This window comes from Pantoea sp. OVA07A, assembly GCF_019969975.1.
Classification (GTDB): domain Bacteria; phylum Pseudomonadota; class Gammaproteobacteria; order Enterobacterales; family Enterobacteriaceae; genus Pantoea; species Pantoea agglomerans.
Genome location: NZ_JAHXYM010000004.1, coordinates 383,789 through 409,886, shown reverse-complemented (window position 1 = coordinate 409,886; position 26,098 = coordinate 383,789). Strand labels below are relative to the sequence as shown.

The 26,098-nt window shown below is 56.3% G+C and carries 23 protein-coding genes; 16 read left to right on the top strand and 7 right to left on the bottom strand.

The annotated features are described in order from the left end of the window. Positions 1-31 precede the first annotated feature (31 nt). The 6 genes from LC417_RS15655 to LC417_RS15630 all read left to right on the top strand — a co-directional run bounded on the left by LC417_RS15655 (position 32) and on the right by LC417_RS15630 (position 7,521). Complete coding sequence (locus LC417_RS15655) at positions 32-232, top strand: DUF2065 domain-containing protein (protein ID WP_010256126.1); 201 nt, start codon at positions 32-34, stop codon at positions 230-232. Between the two features lie 166 nt (positions 233-398). Beyond that, on the top strand, positions 399-1,697 hold the full coding sequence (locus LC417_RS15650; protein ID WP_010256129.1) for an adenylosuccinate synthase: 1,299 nt from the start codon (positions 399-401) through the stop codon (positions 1,695-1,697). 218 nt (positions 1,698-1,915) lie between these two features. Then, the gene (gene nsrR / locus LC417_RS15645) at positions 1,916-2,359 is read left to right on the top strand and encodes a nitric oxide-sensing transcriptional repressor NsrR (protein ID WP_010256130.1); all 444 of its coding nucleotides are present in this window, start codon (positions 1,916-1,918) and stop codon (positions 2,357-2,359) included. Positions 2,360-2,375: 16 nt separating this feature from the next. Next, positions 2,376-4,868: a ribonuclease R gene (gene rnr / locus LC417_RS15640; protein WP_010256132.1), complete on the top strand. Its 2,493-nt coding sequence runs from the start codon at positions 2,376-2,378 to the stop codon at positions 4,866-4,868. A 69-nt stretch (positions 4,869-4,937) separates the two neighbouring features. Continuing rightward, positions 4,938-5,672, top strand: coding sequence for a 23S rRNA (guanosine(2251)-2'-O)-methyltransferase RlmB (rlmB, locus tag LC417_RS15635; protein WP_010256134.1), 735 nt, complete (start codon positions 4,938-4,940; stop codon positions 5,670-5,672). Between the two features lie 220 nt (positions 5,673-5,892). Next, the gene (locus LC417_RS15630; protein ID WP_050680381.1) at positions 5,893-7,521 is read left to right on the top strand and encodes an isovaleryl-CoA dehydrogenase; all 1,629 of its coding nucleotides are present in this window, start codon (positions 5,893-5,895) and stop codon (positions 7,519-7,521) included. On the opposite strand, the gene bsmA is transcribed toward LC417_RS15630, so the two are convergent. Together bsmA and LC417_RS15620 are read right to left on the bottom strand one after the other, a co-directional pair. Continuing rightward, positions 7,495-7,821, bottom strand: a complete 327-nt coding sequence (gene bsmA, locus LC417_RS15625; RefSeq protein ID WP_033769803.1) for a biofilm peroxide resistance protein BsmA — start codon at positions 7,819-7,821, stop codon at positions 7,495-7,497. The genes LC417_RS15630 and bsmA overlap by 27 nt on opposite strands. Before the next feature lie 56 nt (positions 7,822-7,877). After that, entirely contained in the window at positions 7,878-9,809 is a 1,932-nt protein-coding gene (locus LC417_RS15620) for a methyl-accepting chemotaxis protein (RefSeq protein WP_223566123.1), read from the bottom strand. 158 nt (positions 9,810-9,967) lie between these two features. Here LC417_RS15620 and yjfP point away from each other — a divergent pair, with 158 nt between their 5' ends. Continuing rightward, a complete protein-coding gene (gene yjfP, locus LC417_RS15615) occupies positions 9,968-10,717 on the top strand; it encodes an esterase (protein WP_223566122.1) in 750 nt (249 codons plus the stop codon). A 48-nt stretch (positions 10,718-10,765) separates the two neighbouring features. Here the strand turns inward: yjfP and LC417_RS15610 are convergent, their stop codons facing one another. Continuing rightward, the gene (locus LC417_RS15610) at positions 10,766-10,972 is read right to left on the bottom strand and encodes a hypothetical protein (protein WP_223566121.1); all 207 of its coding nucleotides are present in this window, start codon (positions 10,970-10,972) and stop codon (positions 10,766-10,768) included. Between the two features lie 405 nt (positions 10,973-11,377). Between LC417_RS15610 and rpsF the strand changes: the two genes are divergently transcribed. The 4 genes from rpsF to rplI are packed head-to-tail and all read left to right on the top strand — an operon-like array spanning position 11,378 to position 12,818. After that, complete coding sequence (gene rpsF / locus LC417_RS15605; RefSeq protein ID WP_003855334.1) at positions 11,378-11,773, top strand: 30S ribosomal protein S6; 396 nt, start codon at positions 11,378-11,380, stop codon at positions 11,771-11,773. Between the two features lie 6 nt (positions 11,774-11,779). After that, complete coding sequence (gene priB / locus LC417_RS15600) at positions 11,780-12,097, top strand: primosomal replication protein N (protein ID WP_010256154.1); 318 nt, start codon at positions 11,780-11,782, stop codon at positions 12,095-12,097. Positions 12,098-12,101: 4 nt separating this feature from the next. Next, positions 12,102-12,329, top strand: coding sequence for a 30S ribosomal protein S18 (gene rpsR, locus LC417_RS15595; protein ID WP_002210155.1), 228 nt, complete (start codon positions 12,102-12,104; stop codon positions 12,327-12,329). A 39-nt stretch (positions 12,330-12,368) separates the two neighbouring features. Continuing rightward, positions 12,369-12,818: a 50S ribosomal protein L9 gene (gene rplI, locus LC417_RS15590; RefSeq protein WP_010256429.1), complete on the top strand. Its 450-nt coding sequence runs from the start codon at positions 12,369-12,371 to the stop codon at positions 12,816-12,818. 82 nt (positions 12,819-12,900) lie between these two features. Here rplI and LC417_RS15585 read toward each other — a convergent pair whose 3' ends face one another. After that, on the bottom strand, positions 12,901-13,578 hold the full coding sequence (locus tag LC417_RS15585) for a LysM-like peptidoglycan-binding domain-containing protein (RefSeq protein ID WP_153042505.1): 678 nt from the start codon (positions 13,576-13,578) through the stop codon (positions 12,901-12,903). A 220-nt stretch (positions 13,579-13,798) separates the two neighbouring features. On the opposite strand from LC417_RS15585, the gene fklB reads away from it, so the two are divergent. Further along, on the top strand, positions 13,799-14,419 hold the full coding sequence (gene fklB, locus LC417_RS15580; protein ID WP_010256433.1) for an FKBP-type peptidyl-prolyl cis-trans isomerase: 621 nt from the start codon (positions 13,799-13,801) through the stop codon (positions 14,417-14,419). Positions 14,420-14,464: 45 nt separating this feature from the next. Here fklB and LC417_RS15575 read toward each other — a convergent pair whose 3' ends face one another. Continuing rightward, positions 14,465-16,408: a bifunctional 2',3'-cyclic-nucleotide 2'-phosphodiesterase/3'-nucleotidase gene (locus LC417_RS15575; RefSeq protein WP_223566120.1), complete on the bottom strand. Its 1,944-nt coding sequence runs from the start codon at positions 16,406-16,408 to the stop codon at positions 14,465-14,467. Positions 16,409-16,701: 293 nt separating this feature from the next. Here LC417_RS15575 and cysQ point away from each other — a divergent pair, with 293 nt between their 5' ends. After that, positions 16,702-17,445 carry a 3'(2'),5'-bisphosphate nucleotidase CysQ gene (gene cysQ / locus LC417_RS15570; RefSeq protein WP_010256437.1) on the top strand — a complete coding sequence of 248 codons (744 nt, stop codon included), beginning with the start codon at positions 16,702-16,704 and terminating at the stop codon, positions 17,443-17,445. Positions 17,446-17,519: 74 nt separating this feature from the next. Here the strand turns inward: cysQ and LC417_RS15565 are convergent, their stop codons facing one another. Next, positions 17,520-18,077 (bottom strand): YtfJ family protein, encoded by a 558-nt coding sequence (locus tag LC417_RS15565; RefSeq protein ID WP_223566119.1) that lies wholly within the window; start codon positions 18,075-18,077, stop codon positions 17,520-17,522. 314 nt (positions 18,078-18,391) lie between these two features. On the opposite strand from LC417_RS15565, the gene LC417_RS15560 reads away from it, so the two are divergent. Further along, positions 18,392-18,598, top strand: coding sequence for a DUF1107 domain-containing protein (locus LC417_RS15560; protein ID WP_003855513.1), 207 nt, complete (start codon positions 18,392-18,394; stop codon positions 18,596-18,598). 178 nt (positions 18,599-18,776) lie between these two features. Here the strand turns inward: LC417_RS15560 and LC417_RS15555 are convergent, their stop codons facing one another. Continuing rightward, positions 18,777-20,099: a hemolysin family protein gene (locus LC417_RS15555; RefSeq protein ID WP_010256442.1), complete on the bottom strand. Its 1,323-nt coding sequence runs from the start codon at positions 20,097-20,099 to the stop codon at positions 18,777-18,779. A gap of 518 nt (positions 20,100-20,617) precedes the next feature. On the opposite strand from LC417_RS15555, the gene LC417_RS15550 reads away from it, so the two are divergent. Together LC417_RS15550 and LC417_RS15545 are read left to right on the top strand one after the other, a co-directional pair. Then, entirely contained in the window at positions 20,618-22,333 is a 1,716-nt protein-coding gene (locus tag LC417_RS15550) for an autotransporter assembly complex family protein (RefSeq protein ID WP_154210861.1), read from the top strand. Further along, complete coding sequence (locus LC417_RS15545) at positions 22,330-26,097, top strand: translocation/assembly module TamB domain-containing protein (protein WP_223566118.1); 3,768 nt, start codon at positions 22,330-22,332, stop codon at positions 26,095-26,097. Before LC417_RS15550 ends, LC417_RS15545 begins: the two co-directional genes overlap by 4 nt. The last annotated feature ends 1 nt before the right edge of the window (position 26,098 follow it).

The window sequence follows — 26,098 nt, the reverse complement described above, 5'->3', positions numbered from 1 at the left end:
ATGTTGTCGGCCCTTTTTTTTGGGTATCAGAATGAAAACAAGCATCTGGATGGCGCTGGCGCTGGTGTTAGTGCTGGAAGGGTTGGGACCAATGTTTATGCCGCGCGCCTGGCGACGCATGATCCTGACGATGACGCGGTTGCCCGATCGTCTGCTGCACCGCTTTGGTGGAGGACTGGTCGTTGCTGGCATGGTGATTTACTGCATGCTCAGCCTGCACGGCAACCTCTGAGGCTGACGTTCAGACCGGCTAAATTGTGCCTTTCAACGCTATTATCCCCAACATGTTGTAGTGATCAAAACTCAGGCAAAAAAGCGCGCAATCGTATGCTAAAAGTGCTGAAAACCACGGGATCAGATGGTAGAATCCTTTTTTAAGCAATCGGTGATTTTGAGAAATGGGTAAGAACGTCGTCGTACTGGGCACCCAATGGGGTGACGAAGGTAAAGGTAAGATTGTAGACCTTCTGACTGAGCGCGCGAATTACGTTGTGCGTTATCAAGGCGGCCACAATGCGGGCCACACGCTTGTCATCAACGGTGAAAAAACCGTCCTCCACCTGATCCCTTCTGGCATTCTGCGCGATAACGTCACCAGCATCATTGGTAACGGCGTAGTGCTCTCTCCTGAAGCCTTAATGAAAGAGATGAAAGGCCTGGAAGCGCGCGGGATTCCGGTACGTGAACGTCTGCTGATTTCTGAAGCCTGTCCGCTGATCCTGCAATATCATGTTGCGATGGATATGGCGCGTGAACGTGCTCGTGGCGCCAAAGCGATTGGTACCACGGGTCGTGGCATCGGACCGGCTTATGAAGATAAAGTCGCTCGCCGTGCCCTGCGCGTCAGCGACCTGTTTAACAAAGAAACCTTTGCTGCCAAGCTGAAAGAAGTGGTCGATTTCTACAACTTCCAGCTGGTGGAGTACTACAAAGAGCCGGCAGTCGACTTCGATAAAGTGCTGAGTGATGTGATGGAAGTCGCTGACATCATCACTGGCATGGTCGTTGACGTCTCTGAACTGCTGGACGTCGCGCGTAAGCGTGGCGATCTGATTATGTTTGAAGGTGCGCAGGGTACGCTGCTGGATATCGATCACGGTACCTATCCGTACGTGACCTCATCCAACACCACCGCAGGTGGCGTAGCGACCGGTTCAGGCATTGGCCCGCGCTATGTCGACTACGTGCTGGGTATTGTGAAAGCTTACTCAACCCGCGTTGGCGCAGGCCCGTTCCCGACCGAGCTGTTCGATGAAACCGGCGAATTCCTCTGTGCGCAGGGTAATGAGTTTGGTGCGACCACCGGTCGTCGTCGTCGTACCGGCTGGCTGGATGCGGTAGCGGTTCGCCGCGCGGTCCAGATCAACTCCCTGTCAGGTTTCTGCATGACCAAGCTGGACGTGCTGGATGGCCTGAAAGAGGTGAAGATCTGTGTAGCTTACCGTATGCCTGATGGCCGCGAAGTGACCACCACGCCACTGGCGGCAGAGAACTGGGAAGGCATTGAGCCGATCTACGAAACCCTGCCAGGCTGGAGCGAGACAACGTTTGGCGTCAAGACGCTGGAAGGTTTGCCTCAGGCCGCGCGTGACTACATCAAGCGTGTAGAAGAGGTAACAGGGGTGCCGATTGATATCATCTCTACCGGCCCTGACCGCAGTGAAACAATGATTCTGCGCGACCCGTTCGACGCGTAATCATTCAGGCCGGACGTTGTCCGGCCCTTGTTTTTCCATTCTTTGATGCCACTTAACCTCCCTTCGCTTGTCAAACCTTCTGCTGGCTTAAAAAAGCGCACGGCCAGACAGACTCTGGTTTATCATCGTAGCTAATCGAATGGCGATCCGATTTAATCCTGGCATCAATCACAGGGCGGATAAGGTCACGCCGCGTCTGAAGGTTCACTGAGGTTACTGTGCAGCTCACGAGTTTTACTGATTATGGCTTACGGGCACTGATTTATCTGGCATCGTTGCCGGAAGGTCAGCAGACCAATATTACGGAAGTGACGAACACTTATGGTTTGTCCCGTAATCATATGGTCAAAATCATCAATCAGCTGAGCCGGGCGGGCTATGTCGCCGCAACGCGTGGTAAAAACGGGGGCATTCGTCTGGGTATGCCAGCTCGTCAGATTGTCATTGGCGATGTGGTACGTAAGATGGAACCACTACAATTAGTGGATTGCGCGTCCTGTTCCATCACGCCAGCCTGTCGTCTGAAGCAGGCGTTACATGATGCGGTGCAGCGATTTTTGCAGGAGCTGGATAGCTATACGTTGGCAGATCTGGTCGAAGGAAATACACCACTTTATGAGATCATCTTGTCCAGATCGCCGGTGGAAATAAATATTAAATGACATCGGAGGAACCGCTATGTCAAAAGATCCTTTTCAGGATAGAGAAGCTGAAAAATACGAAAACCCTATTCCGAGCCGTGAATTTATTCTGGCTCTGTTAGAAAAACGTGAAAAACCGGCCAGCCGCGAAGAGCTGGCTGAAGAGATGAATCTGCAGGAAGAAGAACACCTTGAGGCGCTGCGTCGCCGCCTTCGCGCCATGGAGCGTGATGGTCAGCTGGTGTTCACCCGCCGTCAGTGTTATGCCCTGCCAGAACGTCTTGATCTCCTGCGCGGTAAAGTCATTGGCCACCGCGATGGCTACGGCTTCCTGCGGGCAGAAGGTCAGAAAGATGACCTCTACCTTTCCGCAGAACAGATGAAATTCTGTATGCACGGTGACGTGATCCTGGCGCAGCCGCTGGGTGCCGATCGCAAAGGCCGCCGCGAAGCGCGCGTGGTCCGGGTGCAGGAACCCCGCAACAATCAGATCGTTGGCCGTTACTTTACCGATGCCGGTGCTGGCTTCGTGGTACCGGACGACAGTCGCCTGAGTTTTGACATCCTCATCCCGCCTGAAGAGACGATGAATGCCCGCATGGGTTCCGTGGTGGTGGTTGAGCTGGTCCAGCGTCCGAACCGTCGCAGCAAAGCGATCGGAAAAATCGCCGAGATTCTGGGCGATGATATGGGGACCAGCCTGGCCGTGGATATGGCGCTGCGTACGCATGAAATCCCGCACACCTGGCCGCCGGAAGTGGAAGCTCAGGTCAGCAAACTGAAAGAAGAAGTCCCGGAAGAGGCCAAAAAAGGCCGCGTCGATCTGCGTAAGCTGCCGCTGGTCACCATCGATGGTGAAGATGCCCGTGACTTTGATGATGCTGTTTACTGTGAGAAGAAGCGCGGTGGCGGATGGCGTCTGTGGGTAGCTATCGCGGATGTCAGCTATTACGTCCGTCCGGGCACCCCACTGGATGACGAAGCGCATCAGCGCGGAACCTCGGTCTACTTCCCGTCGCAGGTTGTGCCGATGCTGCCGGAAGTGCTGTCGAATGGCTTATGTTCGCTTAACCCGCAGGTCGATCGCCTCTGTATGGTGTGCGAGATGACCATCTCGACCAAAGGTAAACTGACCGGCTTCAAGCACTACGAAGCGGTGATGAACTCCCATGCGCGTCTGACCTACAACAAAGTCTGGAACATTCTGCAGGGCGACAAAGAGCTGCGCCAGCAGTATGCGCCGCTGGTTAAAGACCTTGAAGAGCTGAACAACCTCTATCATGCGCTGGAAGCCGCTCGTGAAGAGCGCGGCGGTATCTCGTTTGAAACGGAAGAGGCGAAGTTTATCTTCAACGCCGAGCGCCGTATTGAGCGTGTTGAGCGCGTGTCACGTAATGACGCCCATAAGCTGATCGAAGAGTGCATGATCCTGGCGAACATCGCCTCGGCACGCTTCGTTGAGAAAAATCAGGAACCGGCGCTGTTCCGCGATCACGATCGCCCGACCGACGAAAGCATCAAGAGCTTCCGTACCGTGCTCAACGAGCTGGGACTGAGCCTGCCTGGCGGCAATAAACCGCAGCCAATCGACTATGCGGCGCTGCTGAAGCAGGTTGCCGATCGTCCTGATGCGGAAATGCTGCAAACCATGCTGCTGCGTTCGATGAAGCAGGCCGTTTACGATCCGGAAAACCGCGGTCACTTTGGTCTGGCGCTCTCGTCGTATGCGCACTTTACCTCGCCAATCCGTCGTTATCCGGATCTGACGCTGCATCGCGCCATCAAATATCTGCTGGCAAAAGAGCAGGACGAAGGTAAAGGCCTGGTACAGCGCGCCATTAAATACCTGATGCCGAGAGATCGCAGCGTCGCCAAAGATATGACGACAGCAACCGGCGGCTATCACTACGACATGCCGCAGATGCTGCAACTGGGCCTGCACTGTTCCCTGACCGAACGCCGCGCCGATGAAGCGACCCGTGACGTCGCGGACTGGCTCAAGTGTGACTTCATGCAGGATCAGGTTGGCAACGTCTTCAACGGCGTCATTTCCAGCGTGACCGGATTTGGCTTCTTTGTACGCTTAAGCGATCTGTTCATTGATGGTCTGGTCCACGTTTCGACGCTCGACAACGATTACTACCGTTTTGACCCGGTAGGTCAGCGTCTGATCGGTGAATCGGGCGGTCGCACCTATCGTCTGGGTGACACGGTTGAAGTGCGTGTTGAAGCCGTCCATATGGATGAGCGTAAAATCGATTTTGCCCTGATCTCCAGCCAGCGTCAGGTACGTGGTGAAGGCAAAACCGCACGTGACCGGGCGAAGCGTGACGACAAAGCGCCAGCGAAACGCCGTCGTGATGCGAGCAAGAAGTCCAACTTCGAGCCGGACGCCGCTTTCCGGGGCGACAAGGGCAAGCCCGCCGCTGCAAATACCGAGAATAAAAGTAAAAACGTCTCGGAAAAAACCCGTAAAATCGCCGCCGCCACCCGGGCGAAGCGCGCCAGAAAAAAGGCGCAGCCTGACTGATGCGCGCACCCGCCCTTTCTCACTGAGAAAGGGCGGTCATTCATTCATTTCCAAACACTGAGCAGATCGATGAGCGAAATTATTTTTGGTATCCATGCCGTGCAGGCGCTGCTGGAACGTGATCCACAACGTTTCCAGGAAGTCTTTATCCTCAAAGGCCGCGACGATCGTCGCCTGCAACCCGTGGTCGCCGCGCTGGAAGCTCAGGGGGTCGTGATTCAGCTGGCCGAGCGCAAGTGGCTCGACAGCCAGGTTGAAGGCGGTGTACATCAGGGTATTGTGGCGCGGGTAAAACCGGGTCGTCAGTATCAGGAAGGCGACCTGCCGGATCTGCTGCAGAGCCTGGAGAAACCCTTCCTGCTGGTGCTGGACGGGGTCACCGATCCGCACAATCTGGGTGCCTGCCTGCGCAGTGCCGATGCGGCCGGTGTTCACGCGATTATCGTGCCGAAAGATCGCTCTGCTCCCCTGAATGCAACGGCCAAAAAAGTGGCCAGCGGCGCGGCAGAAAATGTGCCGTTGATCCGCGTCACCAACCTGGCACGTACCCTGCGTCTGCTGCAGGAGTACAACATCTGGGTTGTCGGTACCGCAGGTGAAGCTGACCATACCGTCTTCCAGAGCAAAATGACCGGTCCGATGGCGCTGGTGATGGGCGCGGAAGGGGAAGGCATGCGTCGTCTGACCCGTGAGCATTGCGATGAGCTGATCAGCATTCCGATGGCGGGCAGCGTCTCTTCGCTGAATGTCTCGGTGGCTACGGGTGTCTGCCTGTTTGAAGCGGTGCGTCAGCGCAACGCCTGATCCCCGATGTGATCCTCGCCACAAATTAGTTCCTGTACCAGGCATAACTGCGCGTCATTCGTATATACCCAAAGGATTTCGGGTTGCATTGAGGCGGCAAGAGAACGAATCCCGATGAGCTTACATGAGTAAGTGATTCGGGTGAGTGAACGCAGCCAACAAAAATGCAGCTTGAAAGACGACGGGTATACTTACTGAGTGACATCCGCGAGGAGTGGTTATGACCTGGACAACACACACCGTTTTTAATCAGCCCCATCCTCTGAGCAACAGCAACCTGTTCCTGTCTGATACGCCGCTCGGCGAGGCACTGTCACGCGAAGGCGCCGGATGGGATCGGGAGTGGCTGGCTTCGGTAGGCCGACAGCTGGGCAGCGCCGAGTCGCTGGAGCTGGGCCGGCTCGCCAACGCGGAGCCACCTGAACTGCTGCGCTACGACGCCCGTGGCGTACGGATGGATGAAGTCCGTTTTCACCCCGCCTGGCACCTGCTGATGCAGGGTGTCTGCGCCAGCCGCCTGCATAATCTCAGCTGGCATCCCACAGTACGTGAACAGGCCAGCGTGGCGCGCGCTGCGCGCTTTATTCTGCACGCGCAGGTTGAAGCGGGCACGCTTTGCCCGGTGACCATGACGCACGCGGCCATTCCATTGCTGCAGACTTATCTGCCTGCCGCGTTCGAAGGCTGGCTCGATCCGCTGCTCAGCGATCGTTACGATACCCATGCGCAGCCCGGCGACCAGAAACGGGGTCTGCTGATCGGTATGGGCATGACGGAAAAACAGGGCGGCAGCGATCTGCTCACCAGCACCACCCGGGCCGAGCCGCTGGGCGCGCGCGGCCCGGGTGAAGCCTACCGGCTGACCGGCCACAAATGGTTCTTCTCGGTGCCGCAGAGCGATGCGCATCTGGTGCTGGCGCAGACGCCCGCCGGATTAAGCTGCTTCTTCCTGCCGCGCCTGTTGCCTGACGGGTCACGCAACGCCATCCAGCTTGAGCAGCTTAAAGATAAGCTGGGTAATCGCTCAAATGCCAGTTGTGAGGTGGAGTTTCGCGATGCGACCGGCTGGCTGCTGGGAGAAGAGGGCGAAGGCGTGCGGCTGATCCTTAAAATGGGCGGTATGACGCGCTTCGACTGCGCACTCGGCAGTCATGGTCAGATGCGGCGTGCATTCTCGGTGGCACTCTGGCATGCACATCAGCGCCAGGTGATGGGGAAAAACCTGGTGGATCAGCCGCTGATGCGTCAGGTTCTGGCACAGCAGGCGCTGCAGCTGGAGGGGCAAACCGCACTGCTGATGCGGCTGGCGCGCGCCTGGTCACAACCGGCAAAACCGCATGAGGTCACGTTTGCCCGTTTATTCACTCCGGCTGCAAAATATCAGATCTGCAAAGCGGGAGCCCCGTTCGTCGCGGAGTCGATGGAAGTGCTGGGGGGCATCGGCTACTGCGAAGCGAGCGAGCTGCCGCGCCTCTATCGTGACATACCGGTCAACAGCATCTGGGAAGGGTCGGGCAACGTGATGTGTCTTGACGTACTGCGCGTGCTCACCCGTCAGGCAGAGGTTTCGGAGATGCTGGGCCAGGAATTTGAAGCGGTGAAAGGGAGTAATCGTCATTTCGATGCGCGCTGGCGTCAGTTACGGCTGCGAATGAGCAAAGTCCCCGAAGAGCAGGCGCGCGAGGTGACCCGCACACTGCTGCTGCTTGCGACCGGCGCTCAGCTACTGAAATATGGCGAACCGCCGCTGGCGGATGCATGGTGCCAGCAGTGGCTCGATCGGCGTGGCTCCCGCCCGCTTGAGACAGCAATCACAGACCGTTTACTGGCCCGCGCCTGTGGCAGGTGATGCGCCGTAAAGAATCGCGCTGGCGTACCAGAGACCGGGCATCACTGTTTCACTCAGCGCCACGATCTGATAGTAAGCCGCACCGGCCTGGTTAGCCCGGGCGGCGACGGCCCGCCCGGCATCATCCGGTGAGCCGCGCACGTTAACGGTAATATTGCCCAGCTTTGGCAAACCGCCACTCTGCGCCCGTGAAATCTCCTGCGCCTGTTGCGTCGGCGCGGGCGGTGCTTTTGGCGTGGTCTCAAGCGCGGAACAGCCTGCCAGCAGCAGGCTTATCATCAGTAAATAAGCGAAACGCATAGCAAAACCCTCTTTCAGGACGAAGCATTAAGTGTATGCCATCGCCCTGAATGACGTCAGGATTTAAGGCTGAATACGCTGACCAACTGGGTCAGGTGATGCCCTTTATCACTCAGGTTCTGCGCGCTGTTTTCCGCCTGTGTCACCAGTTCGCTGTTCTGGTGAGTCGCCTGGCTGATCTGGTTCATCGCCAGATTAACCTGGCCGATGCCTGCCGCCTGCTGCTGCGCCGCCACGTTGATCTCGCCCATCAGCGCCTGCACCTGCTCGATGTGGGTCACAATGTCGCTCATCGCATCGCGCGTCTGCTCAGATAACTGATGGCCCTCCGCCACGTTGCTGATGGAGGTCGCAATCAGTCCATCAATCTCTTTAGCGGCCTGCGCAGAACGCTGTGCCAGCGCACGCACTTCTGCGGCCACCACGGCAAAGCCACGGCCCTGTTCCCCGGCACGTGCCGCTTCAACGGCGGCGTTCAGCGCCAGGATATTGGTCTGGAAGGCGATCGACTCAATCACGTGGGTGATATCCGCAATGCTTTGTGATGAAACCTTAATTGCCGACATGGTGTTGACCGAGCGCACCACCGTCTGGCTGCCGTGACTGACGATATCGCTGGCTTCGGCCACCAGTGACATCGCCTGACGCAGGCTGTCTGCGGTGTGTTCAACCGTCGCGCCAAACTGCTCCATGCTGGCGGAGGTCTGTTCCACACTGCTGGCCTGACGTCCGATCTGCTCGCTGATGTTATGACTGCTGGCCGCGATGGTGTCTGTGCCGTCGCTGATCTCCTGCGCCGCGCCGCGCACCTGGCTGACGATTTTCTCCAGACCATCACCAATGCCGTTGATCGCAACGATCAACTGGCCCACTTCATCGCGACGCTGGGTATCCATATGGACCTGCAGATTCCCGGCGGCATATTGCTCCGCCAGATGGATCACCTGCTGCAGCGGACGGGTAATCGCCCGACGGCTGTACCAGACAAACCCCAGCGCAAAGACCACCACCAGAATCAGTCCGGTTATCAGGAAAAGGTTACGGCTATGCGTAATCGGGGCGAGCAGGCTTTCACGGTTAACTTCGCCGGCAATCACCCAGTTCCAGCCTGGCAGCTGCTGCCATGCCAGAATCTGGTGCTCGCCGTTGATCTCTGCCTGCAGCATGCCCTGCGGCTGAGTCAGCAGCGGCTGGAGTGTCGCGTCATCCCAGGCGGGTCGTTTTCCTTCGTCGTGCTGATCGAACAGATACTCTCCCTGCGTCTTACCGGGCGTGCCGTTGAGCACAAAGAAATGACCACTATCACCCAGCTTGCGTGCCAGGATTTTTTCACGCATCAGCGCATACTGCTTATCAATGCCAACGCCGACAAACAGGATGGCGACAACCTTGCCACTCTCATCTTTTACCGGCTGATATTGTGTGATGTAGCGATGGCCGAACAGCGTCGCCAGCCCCTGATAGACGTCGCCCTGACTGACGCTTTTCCAGGCGGCGCCGTTGCGGTCAAGCTGCGTACCGATTGCGCGACTGCCATCCTGCTTTTTCAGCGAGGTGGAAATACGGATAAAATCATCGCCGTCACGCACAAAAATGGTCGCCACGGCAGCGGTGCGTTCGGTGAAATCGTCTACCGCGGTCTGGTCGAGGTTCAGCGTTTTTAACCCGGCGCGCAGCACCGGCGTCGAAAAGACACCGACCTGCACCCGGGAGCCTTCATCCAGGCTAAAGCGCTTAGGCAGGAAGCTGGTAAACAGACTGGTGTAGTGAGCCACCTCTTCGGTGAGGGTGGCGTTGAACATGGTGGCCATTTCACTGATGCCCTGCACCTGGTTTTGCATGTCATCGATGGCGAGATTTTCCAGCTGCCGCGAAGCGGTGTGGCTCTGGGTTAGCGTCAGAACCAGCAACAATAACGCAACGCTGAGAGACGTCAGTACAGACAGCTTAACTCCAAGACTCAGGCCGCTGAGAGAGAGACGCTTCATAAATTACCTTTGATCAAGTTAGGGGGACACAACATCAACGGCAAAGCGCGGGAAAAGTTTAGGCCGAAATCTGGCGACTAAACGCAGCAGGGGATTTCGTAAATTAACCCGCAGACGTACACTCAATCGGCACGCCTTGCCCCTTCTCAGGAGAGACCATGATTGAACTCACCACAGAAACGCTGGCCGGTATCGAATGCCTGCACGCCACGCCTGCCGGACAACGGCATCAGCCACTGCCTACCGTGCTGTTTTATCACGGCTTTACCTCTTCAAAAGAGGTCTACGCCTACTTCGCTGTCGCGCTGGCTCAGGCGGGGTTCCGGGCGGTGATGCCGGATGCGGATCTGCACGGCGCGCGCTATCACGGCGATGCCGATGCACGCCTTGGTCGCTTCTGGGAGATTCTGAAACAGAACATTGATGAGCTGACGCAGCTGGAATCGGCGCTGCGCGCTGACGATCTGATCGCCAGCGAGCGTTTTGCGGTGGCGGGCGCGTCGATGGGCGGCATGACGGCGCTGGGCGCGATGGCACGTTATCCGCAGATTCAGAGCGTCGCCTGCCTGATGGGATCGGGCTATTTTATGCAGCTCAGTCAGTCGCTGTTTCCGCCGCTGGTGGCCGACACGCCTGAGCAGCAAGCGCAGTTTGCTGCCCGCATGGCACCGCTGGCGGACTACGATCCCTGCAACCGGCTGGAGGCCCTGGCAAACCGTCCGCTGCTGTTGTGGCATGGTGAGGCGGATGAGGTGGTGCCCTGGGCGGAGAGCGTCCGGCTGGAGAGGGCGCTGCGTGACAACGGGCTGGCGAAGCATCTGACTTCGCTGTCTGAAAAACAGATTGGACATAAGATCACGCCATCAGCATTGACGGCGCTGGTCAGCTTTTTTAAACAGCAGCTATAAAAATGAGCGGGCGGAGAGTGGATCTGCCGCCCGTAAATTTACCAGCACTTACCAGTGCGCAGACGATTTTTCTGCTGCTCTGGCAGGCGCGTGGACCGGGTTCTTTGGTGGCGCATCCAGCCGATTAACATAGATATAACCCGATGCCGCTTCGCTGCTGTGACTTCTTATCTGCTGCGCACAGTCAGCATTGCTGGCAAGAGCGGGTGGAGACAGGAAGAGACCCAGTAAAGTGGCGATGACGAACGTTTTCATGCCCGACTCCTCACTTCAGGGAACACACTCTGTTAGACGCCGATTAGCCAAACCGTAACGTCTGCATTAAGTTTAGCGACTGTGCACATTATCGCCAGATCGTCCGCCTGAAGCTCTTTATCAGCTTTTTTGAACCTTTCCCGCTTAACGCGCTGTATTCACATGATTAGCACGAAAAGCTACCGTATATGGCACGCCGGATGGCATTTGTTGAAATGTGCGCTTGAGTTTAGCCGTCGCCGCCAGTATGATTACGCGTCAATTTTTCAGCCGCATTCTCAGGCTGTGTCCCACAAACGCTCGTCACAACGAACCTTTGTGGGACACAGCCTATAACGTTCCTTGCTTCCATGGGCCGCGGTTGACCCCGACAGGAGGCTGAATAATCCGTAAGGAGCAATTTCGATGCGTCATTACGAAATCGTATTTATGGTTCATCCTGACCAGAGCGAACAGGTTCCTGGCATGATCGAGCGTTACACTGGTGCTATCACTGGTGCAGAAGGCACGATTCACCGTCTGGAAGACTGGGGCCGCCGTCAGCTGGCTTACCCGATCAATAAACTGCACAAAGCGCATTACGTTCTGATGAACGTTGAAGCGCCGCAGGAAGCGATCGATGAGCTGGAAACGAACTTCCGCTTCAACGACGCCGTTATCCGTAGCATGGTTATGCGCGTTAAAAACGCGGTAACTGAAGCATCGCCGATGGTTAAAGCGAAAGATGAGCGTCGTGATCGTCGCGAAGATTTTGCTAACGAATCCGCTGATGAGTCAGATGCTGGGGATTCTGAAGAGTAATCCATCGTGACGGTTAATCGACTTCGCCTGTCTGGCACTGTGTGCAAGACGCCGGTTCGAAGAGTTAGCCCGTCAGGAATTCCTCACTGTCAGTTCGTGCTTGAGCACCGCTCAGTGCAGGAGGAGGCCGGGTTTCACCGGCAAGCCTGGTGTCGTATGCCGGTTATTATCAGCGGCAGCGCCCATCAGGTGATTACTCAACATATAACGGTCGGCACGCAACTCACACTCGACGGTTTCATTAGTTGCCATCAGGCACGAAATGGCCAGAGCAAAGTGGTGTTCCATGCCGAGCAGATTGAATTGATAGATTCTGGAGACTAGCCTAATGGCACGTTATTTCCGTCGTCGCAAGTTCTGCCGTTTCACCGCGGAAGGCGTTGTTGAGATCGATTACAAAGACATCGCAACGTTGAAAAACTACATTACCGAAAGCGGTAAAATTGTCCCGAGCCGTATCACCGGTACTCGTGCAAAATACCAGCGTCAGTTGGCTCGCTGCATCAAGCGTGCGCGTTACCTGTCTCTGCTGCCGTACACTGATCGTCATCAGTAATCGGCAACTGTCCATTAACGACTTTAAGAGGATAAGGTAATGCAAGTTATTCTGCTTGATAAAGTAGCAAACCTTGGCACCCTGGGTGATCAGGTTAACGTTAAAGCGGGCTACGCTCGTAACTTCCTGGTACCACAGGGCAAAGCTGTTCCTGCTACCAAGAAAAACGTTGAGTTCTTCGAAGCACGCCGTGCTGAACTGGAAGCCAAACTGGCTGACGTTCAGTCTGCAGCAACTGCACGCGCTGAGAAAATCAATGAACTGGGCACTGTAACCATCACGTCTAAAGCGGGCGATGAAGGTAAACTGTTCGGTTCAATCGGTGCCCGCGACATCGCTGATGCAGTGACTGCAGCTGGCGTTGAAGTGGCTAAGAGCGAAGTTCGTCTGCCGAACGGCGTTCTGCGCACTACCGGTGAGCATGAAGTAAGCTTCCAGGTTCACAGCGAAGTATTCGCGAAACTGAACGTGAAAGTAGTTGCTGGTTAATCTTTATTAACTGAGCACGACACAAACGCCGGCCCTGTGCCGGCGTTTTTGTTTTTGTGCCTTTCAATCGCCGCTGTTCGCGTTACTGCGCGCGAATAAAGCTGCCGTCTGGCTGACGTGTAAACAGCACCGGACCGTTTGCGCCCTCCACCGTCAGACCTGTTACAGCCCCCTGCGCATCCTGACGGATTTTCACCTGCTGACCACTTTTCAGTGAGCTGAGTGGCTGATCGCTGCCTTCCACCCGCGCCATCGCAAACACATCATTGACCGGCAGACTATTATCACGAAACAGCTGCGCCAGCGTCTGACCGGAAGCGATGGTCAGATTGCGCCACTCACCCTGAGAATCGGCTTTTGGCGTCTGCTGAGACGGTGAGGATGACGGCTGGCGGCTACTGTTGTTCTCATAAATATCCGCCTGCATCGGCACCTCTTTCTCCGTCTGGGGTGCGACCGGCTGCTCGACCGGATAGCGCAGCGTGCTGGCGGGCCAGAGAAACGCCACCAGCATCACCAGCAGTGCGGCCACAATGCCACGGCGGTGCGGCGCAGGCAGCGGGTCCATCCAGCGAATGTGGTCGGTAAAATGCCAGATACGCTGAAGCCATGTCGGCAGGCGGGATGACGTGTCTGAAGCCATTCGGGGTTCCTCCTCTCCGGCAGGCTGCTTTAGCCTGCGTGCGGCCAGCCAGGTCTGCAGCCGGGATACAAGATATTTTGCACGCATCCTGCGGCGTCGTGGGGCTATCTGGCCCATGTTTGCTCTCTTATTCGTGTGCTACAGAGGGGGTGATCCCCCCCGATAGTTATAGTATGGGCAATACCGGCGCGAAGTGCCTGCCAGCATTGATAAAATTGACGGCTCTATTGTTTCTCTTTCCCCGGCAAAAGTCATCTGCGATGCAGGGCATTTTACGCCAGCGGCCTGCGCTGCTATGCTGCCGGTTCGAATTTATCCGAGAGTGAAAGGAACGAAGATGACTACCCCTTCTTTCGACAGCGTCGAAGCACAAGCAAGTTACGGTATTGGTTTACAGGTTGGCCAGCAGTTGCTGGAATCTGGTCTGCAGGGTCTGCAACCAGAAGCACTGCTCGCGGGTCTGCGCGACGCGCTGGAAGGGAACTCGCCGGCCGTACCGGTTGATGTGGTTCATCGCGCACTGCGTGAAGTGCATGAACGCGCTGAAGGCGTGCGTCGTGAGCGCACTGAAGCCATGGCCGCAGAAGGTCAGGCGTTCCTGCAGGAACATGCGCAGCGTGAAGGCGTGAGCAGCACCGAATCAGGCCTGCAGTTCAGCGTGATTACGCAGGGCGAGGGTCCAATCCCATCACGTCAGGATCGCGTACGCGTTCACTACACCGGTAAACTGATCGACGGCAGCGTATTCGACAGCTCTGTTGCCCGTGGCGAACCGGCGGAATTCCCGGTAAGCGGCGTAATTCCAGGCTGGATTGAAGCGCTGACCCTGATGCCGGTTGGCTCAAAATGGGAACTGGTGATCCCACAGAATCTCGCGTATGGCGAGCGCGGTGCGGGTGCCTCTATCCCACCATTCAGCACCCTGATCTTCGAAGTCGAACTGCTGGAAATTCTGTAATATCCGGATGCTGCAACCACCCCGGTTGCAGCGTTTTCTTCCGCCTTATTTCTGCTGTAAATTCACCTGCCACAGAGCAAAGCCGATCGCATCTGTCCCTTTGGGCTGAAGCGGATATTGCGCATGCTGCTTAATAAATCCGGTCGCTTTATCACCCGGTGCCGTTTCAAACTGAATGTCGAGCGGGGTGGATGAGGTAATCGGTGCCAGCCGCCAGTTATTGTCCGCCTTCGGCTGAACTTCACCGTGCGCTTTGGTTTCCGCGCTGATGTAGGCTGCAACCACGGAACGGTTCTCATCCGGCGAGGCAAAGGCGATGTATTTATCTCCGGTGCCGGCAAACTTACCGCCGTAAGCGCGATAGTTATTGGTCGCCACCAGGAAGGTCGCCTGTGGATCGAAGGGTTTACCCTGCCAGCTAAGCTGACGGATACGTGAGGCCTCAGGATGGATCAGCTGGCACTCTGCGTCGTAGCGCGCGGGCTGGGTCACATCAATCTGATAATTAACCCCGTCAATCACATCAAAGTTATAGGTGCGGAAATCCCAGTTGATCAGCGACTGCGTTTTCGTGCTGTGGGGATCGATCTGATTAAACTGGCCCGCTGAGCACTCCAGCCACTCTTTTACCTGCGCACCGGTGACTTTCATGACCACCAGGGTATTGGGATAGAGATAGAGATCGGCCGCGTTACGGAAGGTCAGCGCGCCTTTCTCTACTTCGACATAGCTGGCCGGATCGTTTTTACGTCCGCCCGCTTTAAACGGCGCAGCAGCAGAGAGCACCGGCAGGCGGCCCAGATCCGGATCGCCCTGAATGAAATGCTCCACGTAGGCGCGCTGGGCATTATTGACGATCTGTACCGTCGGATCGTCCTGTACCAGCGACAGGTAGCTGTACATCACATCGGCGGACTTGCCGATGGGCTTCGCCACAAACTCTCGCGTGGCGTGGTGATCGTCAGCCAGTACCTTCACCAGCGCCGGATCCTCTGCCGCCAGCGATTTCTTCGCTGCGGTATCGTAGATGGGCCGCGCCTGTGCTTTGCCGCTGCTCACCTGCCAGCGTCCGCCCTCATTATTCAGCACCAGGTCAACCACGCCAAGATGATCGCCCCACATGCCGGGCATCACCGCCGGAATACCGTTCAGGGTGCCGTTGGCGATATCTGCACCCTTGATGTCAGCAAACTCCTTGCCGGGGAAGACCGCATGCGCATGACCAAACAGGATGGCGTTAATGCCTTCCACCTGGCTGAGATAGTAAACCGAGTTCTCCGCCATCGTGTGATACGGCTCGCTGCTCAGGCCGGAGTGGGGAATAGCGATAATCAGATCGGCGCCCTGCGCGCGCATCTCAGGCACGTAGCGGCGAGCCGTTTCGGTGATGTCATCGACGCGTACCTTGCCCTGCAGGTTGGCTTTATCCCACACCATGATCTGCGGCGGCACAAAGCCGATATAACCTATCTTCAGGGTCTGCGTTTTGCCCTCACGATCAACCACCGTAGTGGATTTGATGAGGTATGGGGTAAACAGCGGTTTGCCGCTCTTCACATCAATCACGTTGGCGTTCACATAGGGAAAGCGTGCGCCCGCCAGCGCTTTTTTCAGGTAGGGCAGGCCATAATTGAATTCATGATTACCGAGGTTACCGACGCTGTAATCCAGCGTGTTGAGCGCCTTGTAGACCGGATGGATCTCGCCCTCATGTAATCCTTTGGCCGCCATGTAGTCACCCAGCGGGCTGCCCTGAATGATGTCTCCGTTATCGACCAGCAGGCTGTTTTTCACCTCCTGGCGTGCGGCGTGGATCAGCGTGGCGGTTCGCACCAAACCAAACTTCTCGGTTGGCGTGTCTTTGTAATAGTCGAAATCCATCATATTGCTGTGCAGATCGGTGGTTTCCAGTATCCGCAAATCCACCGTCGCCGCCTGGGTGGCGACGGAAACGCTCAGTGCCAGTAACATCATTCCGGGCTTAAACATGCTTGCTCCTGCTGCAAAATAAATAAGGATCTCAAAATAATGTAAAAGCATGACAGATAGTCATTTTAAATCGTGATGGGTATAACGTTTTGACGCATCGGTCAGCGACGGATTCTTAAACGATGGAGGCGTAGCGGCACAGGCGTGGCGATAAATGGGTAACTATGATATTGATATATCTATAAATTGAATCGCCGAAGTGCCTGTAAATGGGCACTTCAGGCGGAACTGCTAAAATGTCACTATCTGACGATGAGCTGATCCTGCAGCAGACAGACACAATGAGGTGAAAAATGTTAGAGCAAATCTGCCAACTGGCACGCGAAGCAGGCGACGCGATTATGCAGGTCTATAACGGTGCCGCGCCGCTTGACGTTTCTCACAAATCGGATGATTCGCCGGTGACCGCCGCGGATATCGCTGCACACGAGGTGATCCTCGCTGGCCTCAAAAAGTTGACGCCTGATCTCCCCGTGCTGTCAGAAGAAGATCCGCCAGCCTGGGAGGTGCGTCAGCACTGGCAGCGCTACTGGCTGGTCGATCCGCTGGATGGCACCAAAGAGTTCATCAAGCGTAACGGCGAATTCACCGTTAACATTGCGCTAATCGAAGCGGGCAAGCCGGTAATGGGCGTGGTCTATGCGCCAGTGCTGGGCGTGATGTACTCCGCTGCAGACGGCAAAGCGTGGAAAGAGGAGGGCGGTCAGCGTGAACAGATTCATGTCCGTGATGCGCGTCCTCCGCTGGTGGTGGTGAGCCGTTCACATGGCGACGACGATGAGATGAAAGAGTACCTGAAGCAGTTAGGTGAACATCAGACCGTCGCGACCGGATCCTCACTGAAATTCTGCCTGGTGGCAGAAGGAAAAGCCCAGCTCTATCCCCGTTTCGGACCCACCAACATCTGGGATACCGGCGCGGGCCATGCCGTGGCGATGGCGGCGGGCGCGCATGTGCACGACTGGCAGGGTAAAACTCTGGACTACGCGCCGCGCGAATCCTTCCTTAATCCTGGCTTCCGCGTATCACTGTTTTAACGCTGTCTGAGCGCTCAGCCTGCTGAAGGCTGAAACCCCGGCGGGCGATGCTCTCCCCACCGGGGCTTCAGCGATTAATCCTTCAGCAGGGAGGTGACCAGCGTAATCACTTTTGTCACTTCATCCTGCGTCAGCGATCCATCCTTCACAAATTTCACCTTACCCTGCTTATCCAGCACCACAATGGCGGAACCGCCCGGCTGTAACTGCCAGGCATGCTGCACATTGCCCTTGCTGTCGACAACAAACTGCGACCACGGATATTGCTGCTTGTTAGTCTCGACGCTGCTGCGCACAAACATGCCCGTACCGGGAATGGCATCATCTGTATTCACGATGGTGGTGGTCTGATAGCGATCATGCGGCAGCTTCGCGGCCTTAATCGCCTCGATCAATGCGGCATTCATCTCTTTAGCGGATGAGCGACCCGCGATGTGCTGAATCACGCGAACTTTTCCGCTGAGCTGCGCGCTATTCCAGTTTTTATAGCTAAACTTATCCTGCTGCAATAACAGCTCGCCTTTGTCGTTCACGCCAACGGCCGGTACCCGCATATCCTGCCTGAGGTCATGAGCCATCACGCTTGCCGGAATCAGTAAAGACAACGCTACAGCTGCCAGAATTATTCGCATTGCTATTTCCTTGAGTGATCAGACCAGTTAGTCATTTTACTGCAATAGTAAGCAGGGATGATGCGCCTGTCCTGGAAAGGTGTCAGGTTTGTTATGGCCGCCACAATTCCTTAACCAACGAAGGTTTATACTGTGTTGTGTGAGCCTGATAACAGAGTGTTCTGTAATGATGTGTCAATTCAGTAAAAAAAATCACTTTTAGGAACATTAGTAGGTTTGAGTGTTCTATAGTTATCGCGAATTCGCGCTTCATGGGCTGGAACCAAATTTGGAAACGGCGAAGCGTGCTTAAAAATGTACAGGAGTTAGTCAGTATGAAGATCTTCCAGCGCTATAATCCGCTACAAATAGCGAAATATGTAAAAACGCTGTTCAAAGGAAGGTTGTATATCAAGGACGTCGGCGCGTTCGAGTTCGACAAAGGGAAAGTATTAATCCCGCGCGTCAAAGACAAACAGCACCTGAGCGTGATGTCAGAAATTAACCGCCAGGTCGTTCGTCTCAAACTTGAGTTCAACTAATCATAAGGGCGCCGATGGCGCCCTTAGTGTCTGGCCAGTCAGGCGATTTTATTTGTCACTCTGAACCTGAGCAGTGCCAACAATTCTCACAGACTACGTCACATTCCGGTTGTTCCGCACTGTCCGTGTCCAGACTGCCTGCAGCAATTACGCCTGCTGGGCCAGGCTGCTGGTCATTCTACTCTTCTTCGCTTTTTGTCATGCTCAGCACCGGCGGTCGTTCATCGATGCGGGTAACCAGCAGCTGATCGATGCGATAGCTATCAATATCCACTACCTCGAACTTGTAGCCAGCAAACTTCACAAAATCGGTACGCTTCGGAATCTTACGCAACATATACATCATAAAGCCGCCGATGGTTTCGTAGTTGCCTGACTGCGGGAAATCATCAATGTCCAGCACGCGCATCACGTCATCAATCGGCGTACCGCCTTCAACCAGCCATGAATTCTCATCGCGCGCCACAATCTGCTCTTCCATACCCTGGCCAACCAGATCGCCCATCAGCGTGGTCATTACATCATTCAGGGTAATAATGCCCACAACCAGCGCATATTCGTTCATGATCACCGCGAAATCTTCTCCGGCGGTTTTAAAACTTTCCAGTGCTTCAGAGAGGGTCAGCGTGTCCGGCACGATCAGCGCCGAGCGAATCTGCAGGCCGCTGTTCAGCGCCATGCTCTGATTACCCAGCACGCGCAGCAGCAGCTCTTTGGAGTCGACATAGCCAACGATATGGTCGATATCGCCGCTGCAGACCAGAAACTTCGAGTGAGGATGCTGGGCGATTTTGGTTTTGAGGCTGGTCTCATCTTCGTGCAGATCAAACCAGACAATATTCTCACGTGAGGTCATGGAGGAGGGAACAGTACGTGACTCCAGCTCAAACACGTTTTCAATCAGCTCGTGCTCCTGCTTACGCAGCACGCCAGCCAGCGCACCCGCTTCAACCACCGCGTAGATATCGTCGGAGGTGATGTCATCTTTACGCACCATCGGCAGCTTGAAAATACGGAAGAAGACGTTAGCCAGGCCATTAAACAGAAACACCAACGGACGCATTATCAGCAGGCAGAAACGCATCGGGTTGATGATGCGCAGCGCGATGGTTTCCGGTGCGACCATGCCGACCCGCTTTGGGGTTAAGTCAGCAAACAGGATAAACAGGCTGGTGACGATGGTGAAGGAGCAGATAAAGCTGAGCTGCTCCGCCAGTTCCGGCGAGACAAACCGGTTAAACAGGCCGCTGAAAACCGGCGAAAACGCCGCATCGCCAACAATACCCCCCAGGATGGCGACGGCGTTGAGGCCAATCTGCACCACGGTGAAGAACATGCCCGGCGTTTCCTGCATTTTCAGCACGCGCTGCGCATTTACGTTGCCTTCATCGGCCAGCAGTTTCAGTTTGATCTTACGGGCGGCCGCCAGCGAGATCTCCGACAGAGAGAAAAAGGCACTGATTACGATCAGTAACAGAATGACAAGTAAGCTATCTAACATATGAGATCCAAAGGGTTATCCACTTGTCATTTTTGGCCTGGGCAGCGTGGGTAAGCGCAAACAGAGTTGGTTTATCCGTGAAACAAAGCTATCCGTGCCAAAAATGTCTGCGCCAGTTCGACAACAAACGACATGTCGGGGCAGAAATGAAAACAGGCGGCATGCCTGTGGTGGCCGATTATAGCAGGAGCGCTCATTGCGCCGCCAGAGGGCAAACCGCTGCTTAAGGGCGCATTAGCAGCCAGAGCGGCCGGTTACAGACTCGGATTTATCTGAGTGAGTCATATCGGACTGATCATTCCGACCCGCAGGAGTTGTATCGCTCACCCCATTTACCGACAATAGCCCCGTTATTTGACTTAGATGTCAGTGTTGCTCCGCCGTTTGCCATAAAGTGCGGCTATGATGAGGATGTTGCCGTTGCGGTAGTGCGGGCAAAGAAGATTAATAAGCGCCCCGCGGAAAAGGGGCCGGCATGATTAACAGGAGTACAGGTGCCACGATTTTATGTTTATTGCATGGCTGGCCTGCTGCTTGCCGCGCCCGCCCTTGAGGCGGCGACAGTGCGATTACAGGTAGACGGCTTATCCGGGGATCTGCAAAAGAATGTCAGAGCGCGTCTGTCCACCATCGGCAGCGATGAGGTCTCTAATGATGGCCGCTTTCGCGCGCGCGTTTCTGTTGCGATAAAAGAGGGGCTGCGCGCGCTCGGTTATTACGAGCCCACCATCGATTTCGAATCCCGCCCCGCGCCTGCGCAGGGTGGACGACCGGTATTAGTGGCACACGTAACGCCTGGTGAACCGGTAAAAATCGGCGGCAGCACGATTGTGGTCGAAGGCGATGCGCGCAATGACGCGGATTACAAAGCCTGGGTGAAGCAGGGACGCCCTGAAGTGGGCAGCCAGCTTAACCACGGGCAATATGACAAATTCAAAAGCGGCTTCTCTAATCTCGCACTGCGTAACGGCTATTTCGACGGCACGTTTAAAAAAAGCCAGCTTGGTGTCTCGGTTGAGCGGCGTGAAGCGTTCTGGGATATCGACTACGACAGTGGCGAACGCTATCGCTTCGGCGACGTTACTTTCCAGGGATCGCAAATTCGCGAAGAGTACCTGCAAAACCTGGTGCCGTTTAAAGAGGGGGACTACTACAGCTCCCGCGATTTAGCCGAGCTGAATCGCCGCCTCTCCGCCACCGGCTGGTTTAATTCGGTGGTGGTCGCGCCGGAATTCAGCAAGGGACGACAGACCAAAGTGCTGCCGCTGAGCGCAGTAATGTCACCCCGCACCGAAAACACCATTGAAACCGGCGTCGGCTATTCCACAGACGTCGGTCCGCGCCTGAAAGGGACCTGGAAAAAACCGTGGATCAACGACAGCGGTCACAGCCTGGCGGCCAGCGCCTACGTTTCCGCGCCGGAACAGCAGGTCGATCTCAGCTACAAAGTGCCGCTGCTGAAAAGCCCGCTTGAGCAGTACTACACCTTCTCCGGCGGTCTGAAGCGCACCGACCTCAACGACACCAAAGCGGATACCACGACGCTTGCGATGTCGCGCAACTGGGACAGCAGCAGCGGCTGGCAGAAGGCGGTCAACCTGCGCTGGAGCCTGGATCACTTTACTCAGGGCAGCGTGACCAACACCACTATGCTGCTCTATCCCGGCGTCAGCGTAAACCGTACCCGTTCCCGTGGCGGCCTGATGCCGACATGGGGCGATTCACAGCGCTATTCGGCAGACGTCTCTGATACCACATGGGGTTCAGACGTCGACTTCCTGATCCTGCAGGCGCAAAACGTCTGGATCCGTACCCTTGGCGACAGTCATCGCTTTGTGGCGCGCGGCAATCTGGGCTGGATCGAAACCAACGACTTCGAAAAAGTGCCGCCGGATCTGCGCTTCTTTGCCGGTGGTGACCGCAGTATTCGTGGCTACAAATATAAAAACATTTCACCGCGCGATGATGACGGCAAACTCACCGGTGCGTCAAAACTCGCCACCGGATCGCTGGAATATCAGTACAACGTCACCGGGAAATGGTGGGGCGCGGTGTTTGTCGACTCGGGCGAAGCGGTTAACGACATCAAGCAAAGTAACGTCAAAACCGGTGCGGGCGTCGGCGTGCGCTGGTCTTCACCGGTTGGCCCAATCAAATTTGATATCGCCAGACCCATCGGGGATGACGAAGAGCATGGATTACAATTTTACGTAGGGCTGGGGCCAGAACTATGAAGCTGTGGAAAAAGGTCCTGATCGGCATTCTGATCTTTCTGGTCGTGCTGTTGGGTGGGGTGGCATTTTTAATCGGTACCACGCCTGGGCTGCATTTAGTGCTCAAAGGTGCGTCGCGCTGGGTGCCGGGCCTGTCAATCAAACAGGTCGATGGTGGCTGGCGTAACCTGACCCTTAACGGTCTGCGTTACGAAATGCCTGGCGTCAGCGTCGATGCCGGGCAAATTCATCTGGCGGTGGATCTCAACTGCCTGCTGCACTCCTCCGTGTGCGTTAACGATGTCTCCCTGCGCGATATCAGCGTGGTGGTCGACAGCAAGAAAATGACGCCAGCGGCACCAGCGCCGGAAGAGGAGAGTGGCAACACTAACCTCAGCACGCCATACCCCATCACGCTGCGTCACTTTGGCCTGCACAATATCAATGTCAAAGTTGATGACACCGCAATATCGCTGCTCGACTTCACCACCGGCCTGCAGTGGCAGGATCGTGCGCTGACGCTGAACCCGACCCATATTCAAAGCCTGCTGATTGCGTTGCCGAAAGCGGCGAAAGTGGTCAATGACGAGGTGGTAGAACCGAAAGTCCAGCAGCCACATCCCGCTGAAAAACCGCTGGGTGAAACGCTGCAGGCGATGTTTGCGCAACCCCTGCTGCCTGAAATGCCTGATTTCCGTCTGCCGCTGGATATTGAGGTGCAGCAGATTCTGGGTGAACAGCTGCGCATTACCGGCGACACCGATATTTCCGTCAGCCGGTTGCTGCTGAAAGCCAGAACCGCCGATCGTCAGATGCAGCTCAGCACGCTGGAGGTGGACTCGAACCTCGGCAACCTGAAGGGTAGCGGTCAGGCGACGCTGGCGGATAACTGGCCTGTCGATTTCTCCCTTAACGGCACAGTGAATACCGATCCGATTAAAGGCGAAAAGCTCGCGCTTAAACTTAATGGCGCGATGCGCGACGAGCTGAAGATGGGGCTGAACCTCTCCGGTCCGGTGAATGCGCAGCTGGACGCCACGACCCAGCTGGCGGTGGCGGGACTGCCGCTGTCACTGAAGCTGACCAGTCCGCAGTTACGCTGGCCGCTGACCGGTCCGGTAGCGTATCAGGCGGATAACCTGGACTATCAGTTCAAAGGCAAAGCCACCGACTATGTGATGTCGCTGCAGACTGCCGTGAAGGGTGAATCTGTACCACCGGCGACGATCTCGCTGACGGGTAAAGGCAACGTTGAGCAGTTCAGCCTCGACCGCCTGCGCGTGGCTGCGCTGCAGGGCAACATCGATCTCACTGCGCTGGTGGACTGGAGCAAGGCGATAAGCTGGCGCAGTGAGCTGACGCTGGCGGGAATTAATACCGCTAAACAGTATCCCGACTGGCCAGCAAGGCTGGATGGCAAAATCACCACCCGCGGCAGTCTGTATGGTGGCAGCTGGCAACTGAGCGTGCCGCAGCTACAGCTGAAAGGCAATGTGAAACAGAACGCCGTGACCGCTGATGGCTCCCTGACCGGTAACAGCTACAACCAGTGGACGGTGCCGGGCATTAAGCTGGCGCTGGGACGCAACCATCTGGATGTTAAAGGGGCGCTGGGCGACAGCCTGGATCTCGATGCCAGCATCGACGCGCCCCAGCTCGACAATGCGCTGCCGGGTCTGGGCGGCGTCATCAAGGGCACAATAAAAGCGCGTGGCACCCTGAAGGCACCGCAGCTGCTGGCCGATCTCAATGCCCGTGGTCTGCGCTGGCAGCAGATGCAGATCAATCGCGTCACCCTGAATGGTGACGTCCGTTCCGGCGAGCAGGTGGCGGGTAAACTGCAACTGCGCGTCGAGCAGCTGAAGCAGGATGCGCTGAACATCAGCCTGCTGACGCTGAACGCGGACGGCAATGAGCATCAGCATCAGCTGAAGCTCAATGTGCAGGGCAAACCGGTCTCTGGCCAGCTGGCGCTGAACGGCAGCTTTGATCGCCAGACCGAGCGCTGGAAAGGGTCGCTGAACGACACCCACTTTGATACGCCAGTCGGTGAGTGGCGTCTGACCCGCGCCATGGCCATCGACTATCTGAACAGCCGCCAGACGGCAACCATCGGCCCGCACTGCTGGCAGAACCCCAATGCGCAAATTTGTGTGCCGGAGCCGGTTGAAGCGGGCCCGGCAGGCAAGGCGCATGTGGTGCTGAATCGCTTTGACCTGGCGATGGTGAAGCCGTTTATGCCGGATGCGACTCAGCTTAGCGGCCTGTTCAGCGGCGACGTGCGCGTCAACTGGACTGCCGATGGCAGCCTGCCGACCGGTACCGTGGCGCTGAAGGGCAACGGCGTGAAAGTGGTGCAGGATGTGCAGGGCAACAATCTGCCGATCGCCTTTGACACGCTGAACCTCAATGCCGCGCTGCGAAACGGACGTGCCCAGCTCGACTGGCTGATCCGCATCGCCAATAACGGTCAGCTGGATGGCAACGTGCAGATCGACGATCCGCAAAATCGCCGCACGCTGGGCGGTAATGTCAACATCCGCAATGTCTCGCTGGCGATGCTCAATCCGGCGCTGATGCAGGGCGAGAAGATCAAAGGCAGCCTGAACAGCAGCCTGCGCCTGGGCGGCAGCGTGCAGCAGCCGCAGGTATTTGGTCAGCTTGGCCTGACAGGTGTGGATGTGGATGGCAACTTTATGCCGGTTGATTTGACCAATGCCAACCTGAATCTGGTGTTTAACGGCATGAGCTCCACCCTGAACGGGCTGGTGCAGACCGGGCAGGGCAATATCAACCTCAGTGGTAACGCAGACTGGAGCCAGCTCGACAACTGGCGTGCGCGCATCGCGGCGCAGGGCAGCCGGGTTCGCGTGACCGTGCCGCCGATGGTGCGCATGGATGTCTCGCCGGATCTGGTGTTTGAAGCGACGCCAGCGGCCTTTAACCTTGATGGCCGGGTCGATATACCATGGGCGCGCATCACGGTGCAGGAAGTGCCGGAAAGCGCCACCGGCGTCTCGTCGGATGAGGTGATGCTGGATCAACAGCTGAAGCCGATCGCACCGCAAACCGCCGCGATTCCGATTAACAGCAATCTGGTGATCCACGTCGGCAACGATGTGCGGCTCTCTGCATTTGGCCTGAAAGCGAAGCTGAATGGCGATCTGAAAATGGTGCAGGATAAGTCAGGACTCGGCCTGAACGGTCAGATCAACATTCCGTCCGGTCGCTTCCACGCTTATGGTCAGGATCTGATCGTGCGTAAAGGCGAGCTGCAGTTTGCCGGTCCGCCGGATCAGCCTTACGTCAACCTGGAAGCCATCCGTAACCCGGATGCCACCGAAGATGGCGTCACCGCGGGTCTGCGAGTCACTGGCCTGGCGGATGAGCCAAAAGCGGAAGTCTTCTCCGATCCGGCGATGTCGCAACAGGAAGCGCTTTCCTATCTGCTGCGCGGTCAGGGATTGGGCAGCGACGGCGACAGTAACGCCCTCACTTCAGCACTTGTTGGCTTAGGGGTTGCACAAAGTGGGCAGGTTGTGGGTAAAATCGGGGAGACATTCGGTGTCAGCAATCTCGCTGTTGATACTGCCGGTGTTGGCGACAGCCAGCAGGTGCAGGTCAGCGGCTATGTGCTACCGGGTCTGCAGGTAAAATACGGTGTTGGCATATTTGATTCACTGGCGACGTTAACCTTGCGTTACCGCCTGATGCCTAAACTCTATCTGGAAGCCGTGTCCGGTGTGGATCAGGCTCTCGATTTGCTCTATCAGTTTGAGTTTTAGC

Excerpts from the sequence above, each read along its gene's own strand:
- rpsR (WP_002210155.1), top strand. The coding sequence starts at position 12,102 with ATGGCACGTTATTTCCGTCGTCGCAAGTTCTGCCGTTTCACCGCGGAA.
- rlmB (WP_010256134.1), top strand. The coding sequence starts at position 4,938 with ATGAGCGAAATTATTTTTGGTATCCATGCCGTGCAGGCGCTGCTGGAA.
- LC417_RS15655 (WP_010256126.1), top strand. The coding sequence starts at position 32 with ATGAAAACAAGCATCTGGATGGCGCTGGCGCTGGTGTTAGTGCTGGAA.
- LC417_RS15630 (WP_050680381.1), top strand. The coding sequence starts at position 5,893 with ATGACCTGGACAACACACACCGTTTTTAATCAGCCCCATCCTCTGAGC.
- LC417_RS15585 (WP_153042505.1), bottom strand. The coding sequence starts at position 13,578 with ATGGGCCAGATAGCCCCACGACGCCGCAGGATGCGTGCAAAATATCTT.
- yjfP (WP_223566122.1), top strand. The coding sequence starts at position 9,968 with ATGATTGAACTCACCACAGAAACGCTGGCCGGTATCGAATGCCTGCAC.
- LC417_RS15575 (WP_223566120.1), bottom strand. The coding sequence starts at position 16,408 with ATGTTTAAGCCCGGAATGATGTTACTGGCACTGAGCGTTTCCGTCGCC.
- LC417_RS15565 (WP_223566119.1), bottom strand. The coding sequence starts at position 18,077 with ATGCGAATAATTCTGGCAGCTGTAGCGTTGTCTTTACTGATTCCGGCA.
- LC417_RS15545 (WP_223566118.1), top strand. The coding sequence starts at position 22,330 with ATGAAGCTGTGGAAAAAGGTCCTGATCGGCATTCTGATCTTTCTGGTC.
- bsmA (WP_033769803.1), bottom strand. The coding sequence starts at position 7,821 with ATGCGTTTCGCTTATTTACTGATGATAAGCCTGCTGCTGGCAGGCTGT.
- LC417_RS15555 (WP_010256442.1), bottom strand. The coding sequence starts at position 20,099 with ATGTTAGATAGCTTACTTGTCATTCTGTTACTGATCGTAATCAGTGCC.
- cysQ (WP_010256437.1), top strand. The coding sequence starts at position 16,702 with ATGTTAGAGCAAATCTGCCAACTGGCACGCGAAGCAGGCGACGCGATT.
- LC417_RS15620 (WP_223566123.1), bottom strand. The coding sequence starts at position 9,809 with ATGAAGCGTCTCTCTCTCAGCGGCCTGAGTCTTGGAGTTAAGCTGTCT.
- LC417_RS15550 (WP_154210861.1), top strand. The coding sequence starts at position 20,618 with ATGGCTGGCCTGCTGCTTGCCGCGCCCGCCCTTGAGGCGGCGACAGTG.
- LC417_RS15610 (WP_223566121.1), bottom strand. The coding sequence starts at position 10,972 with ATGAAAACGTTCGTCATCGCCACTTTACTGGGTCTCTTCCTGTCTCCA.
- rplI (WP_010256429.1), top strand. The coding sequence starts at position 12,369 with ATGCAAGTTATTCTGCTTGATAAAGTAGCAAACCTTGGCACCCTGGGT.
- LC417_RS15560 (WP_003855513.1), top strand. The coding sequence starts at position 18,392 with ATGAAGATCTTCCAGCGCTATAATCCGCTACAAATAGCGAAATATGTA.
- fklB (WP_010256433.1), top strand. The coding sequence starts at position 13,799 with ATGACTACCCCTTCTTTCGACAGCGTCGAAGCACAAGCAAGTTACGGT.
- rnr (WP_010256132.1), top strand. The coding sequence starts at position 2,376 with ATGTCAAAAGATCCTTTTCAGGATAGAGAAGCTGAAAAATACGAAAAC.
- rpsF (WP_003855334.1), top strand. The coding sequence starts at position 11,378 with ATGCGTCATTACGAAATCGTATTTATGGTTCATCCTGACCAGAGCGAA.
- LC417_RS15650 (WP_010256129.1), top strand. The coding sequence starts at position 399 with ATGGGTAAGAACGTCGTCGTACTGGGCACCCAATGGGGTGACGAAGGT.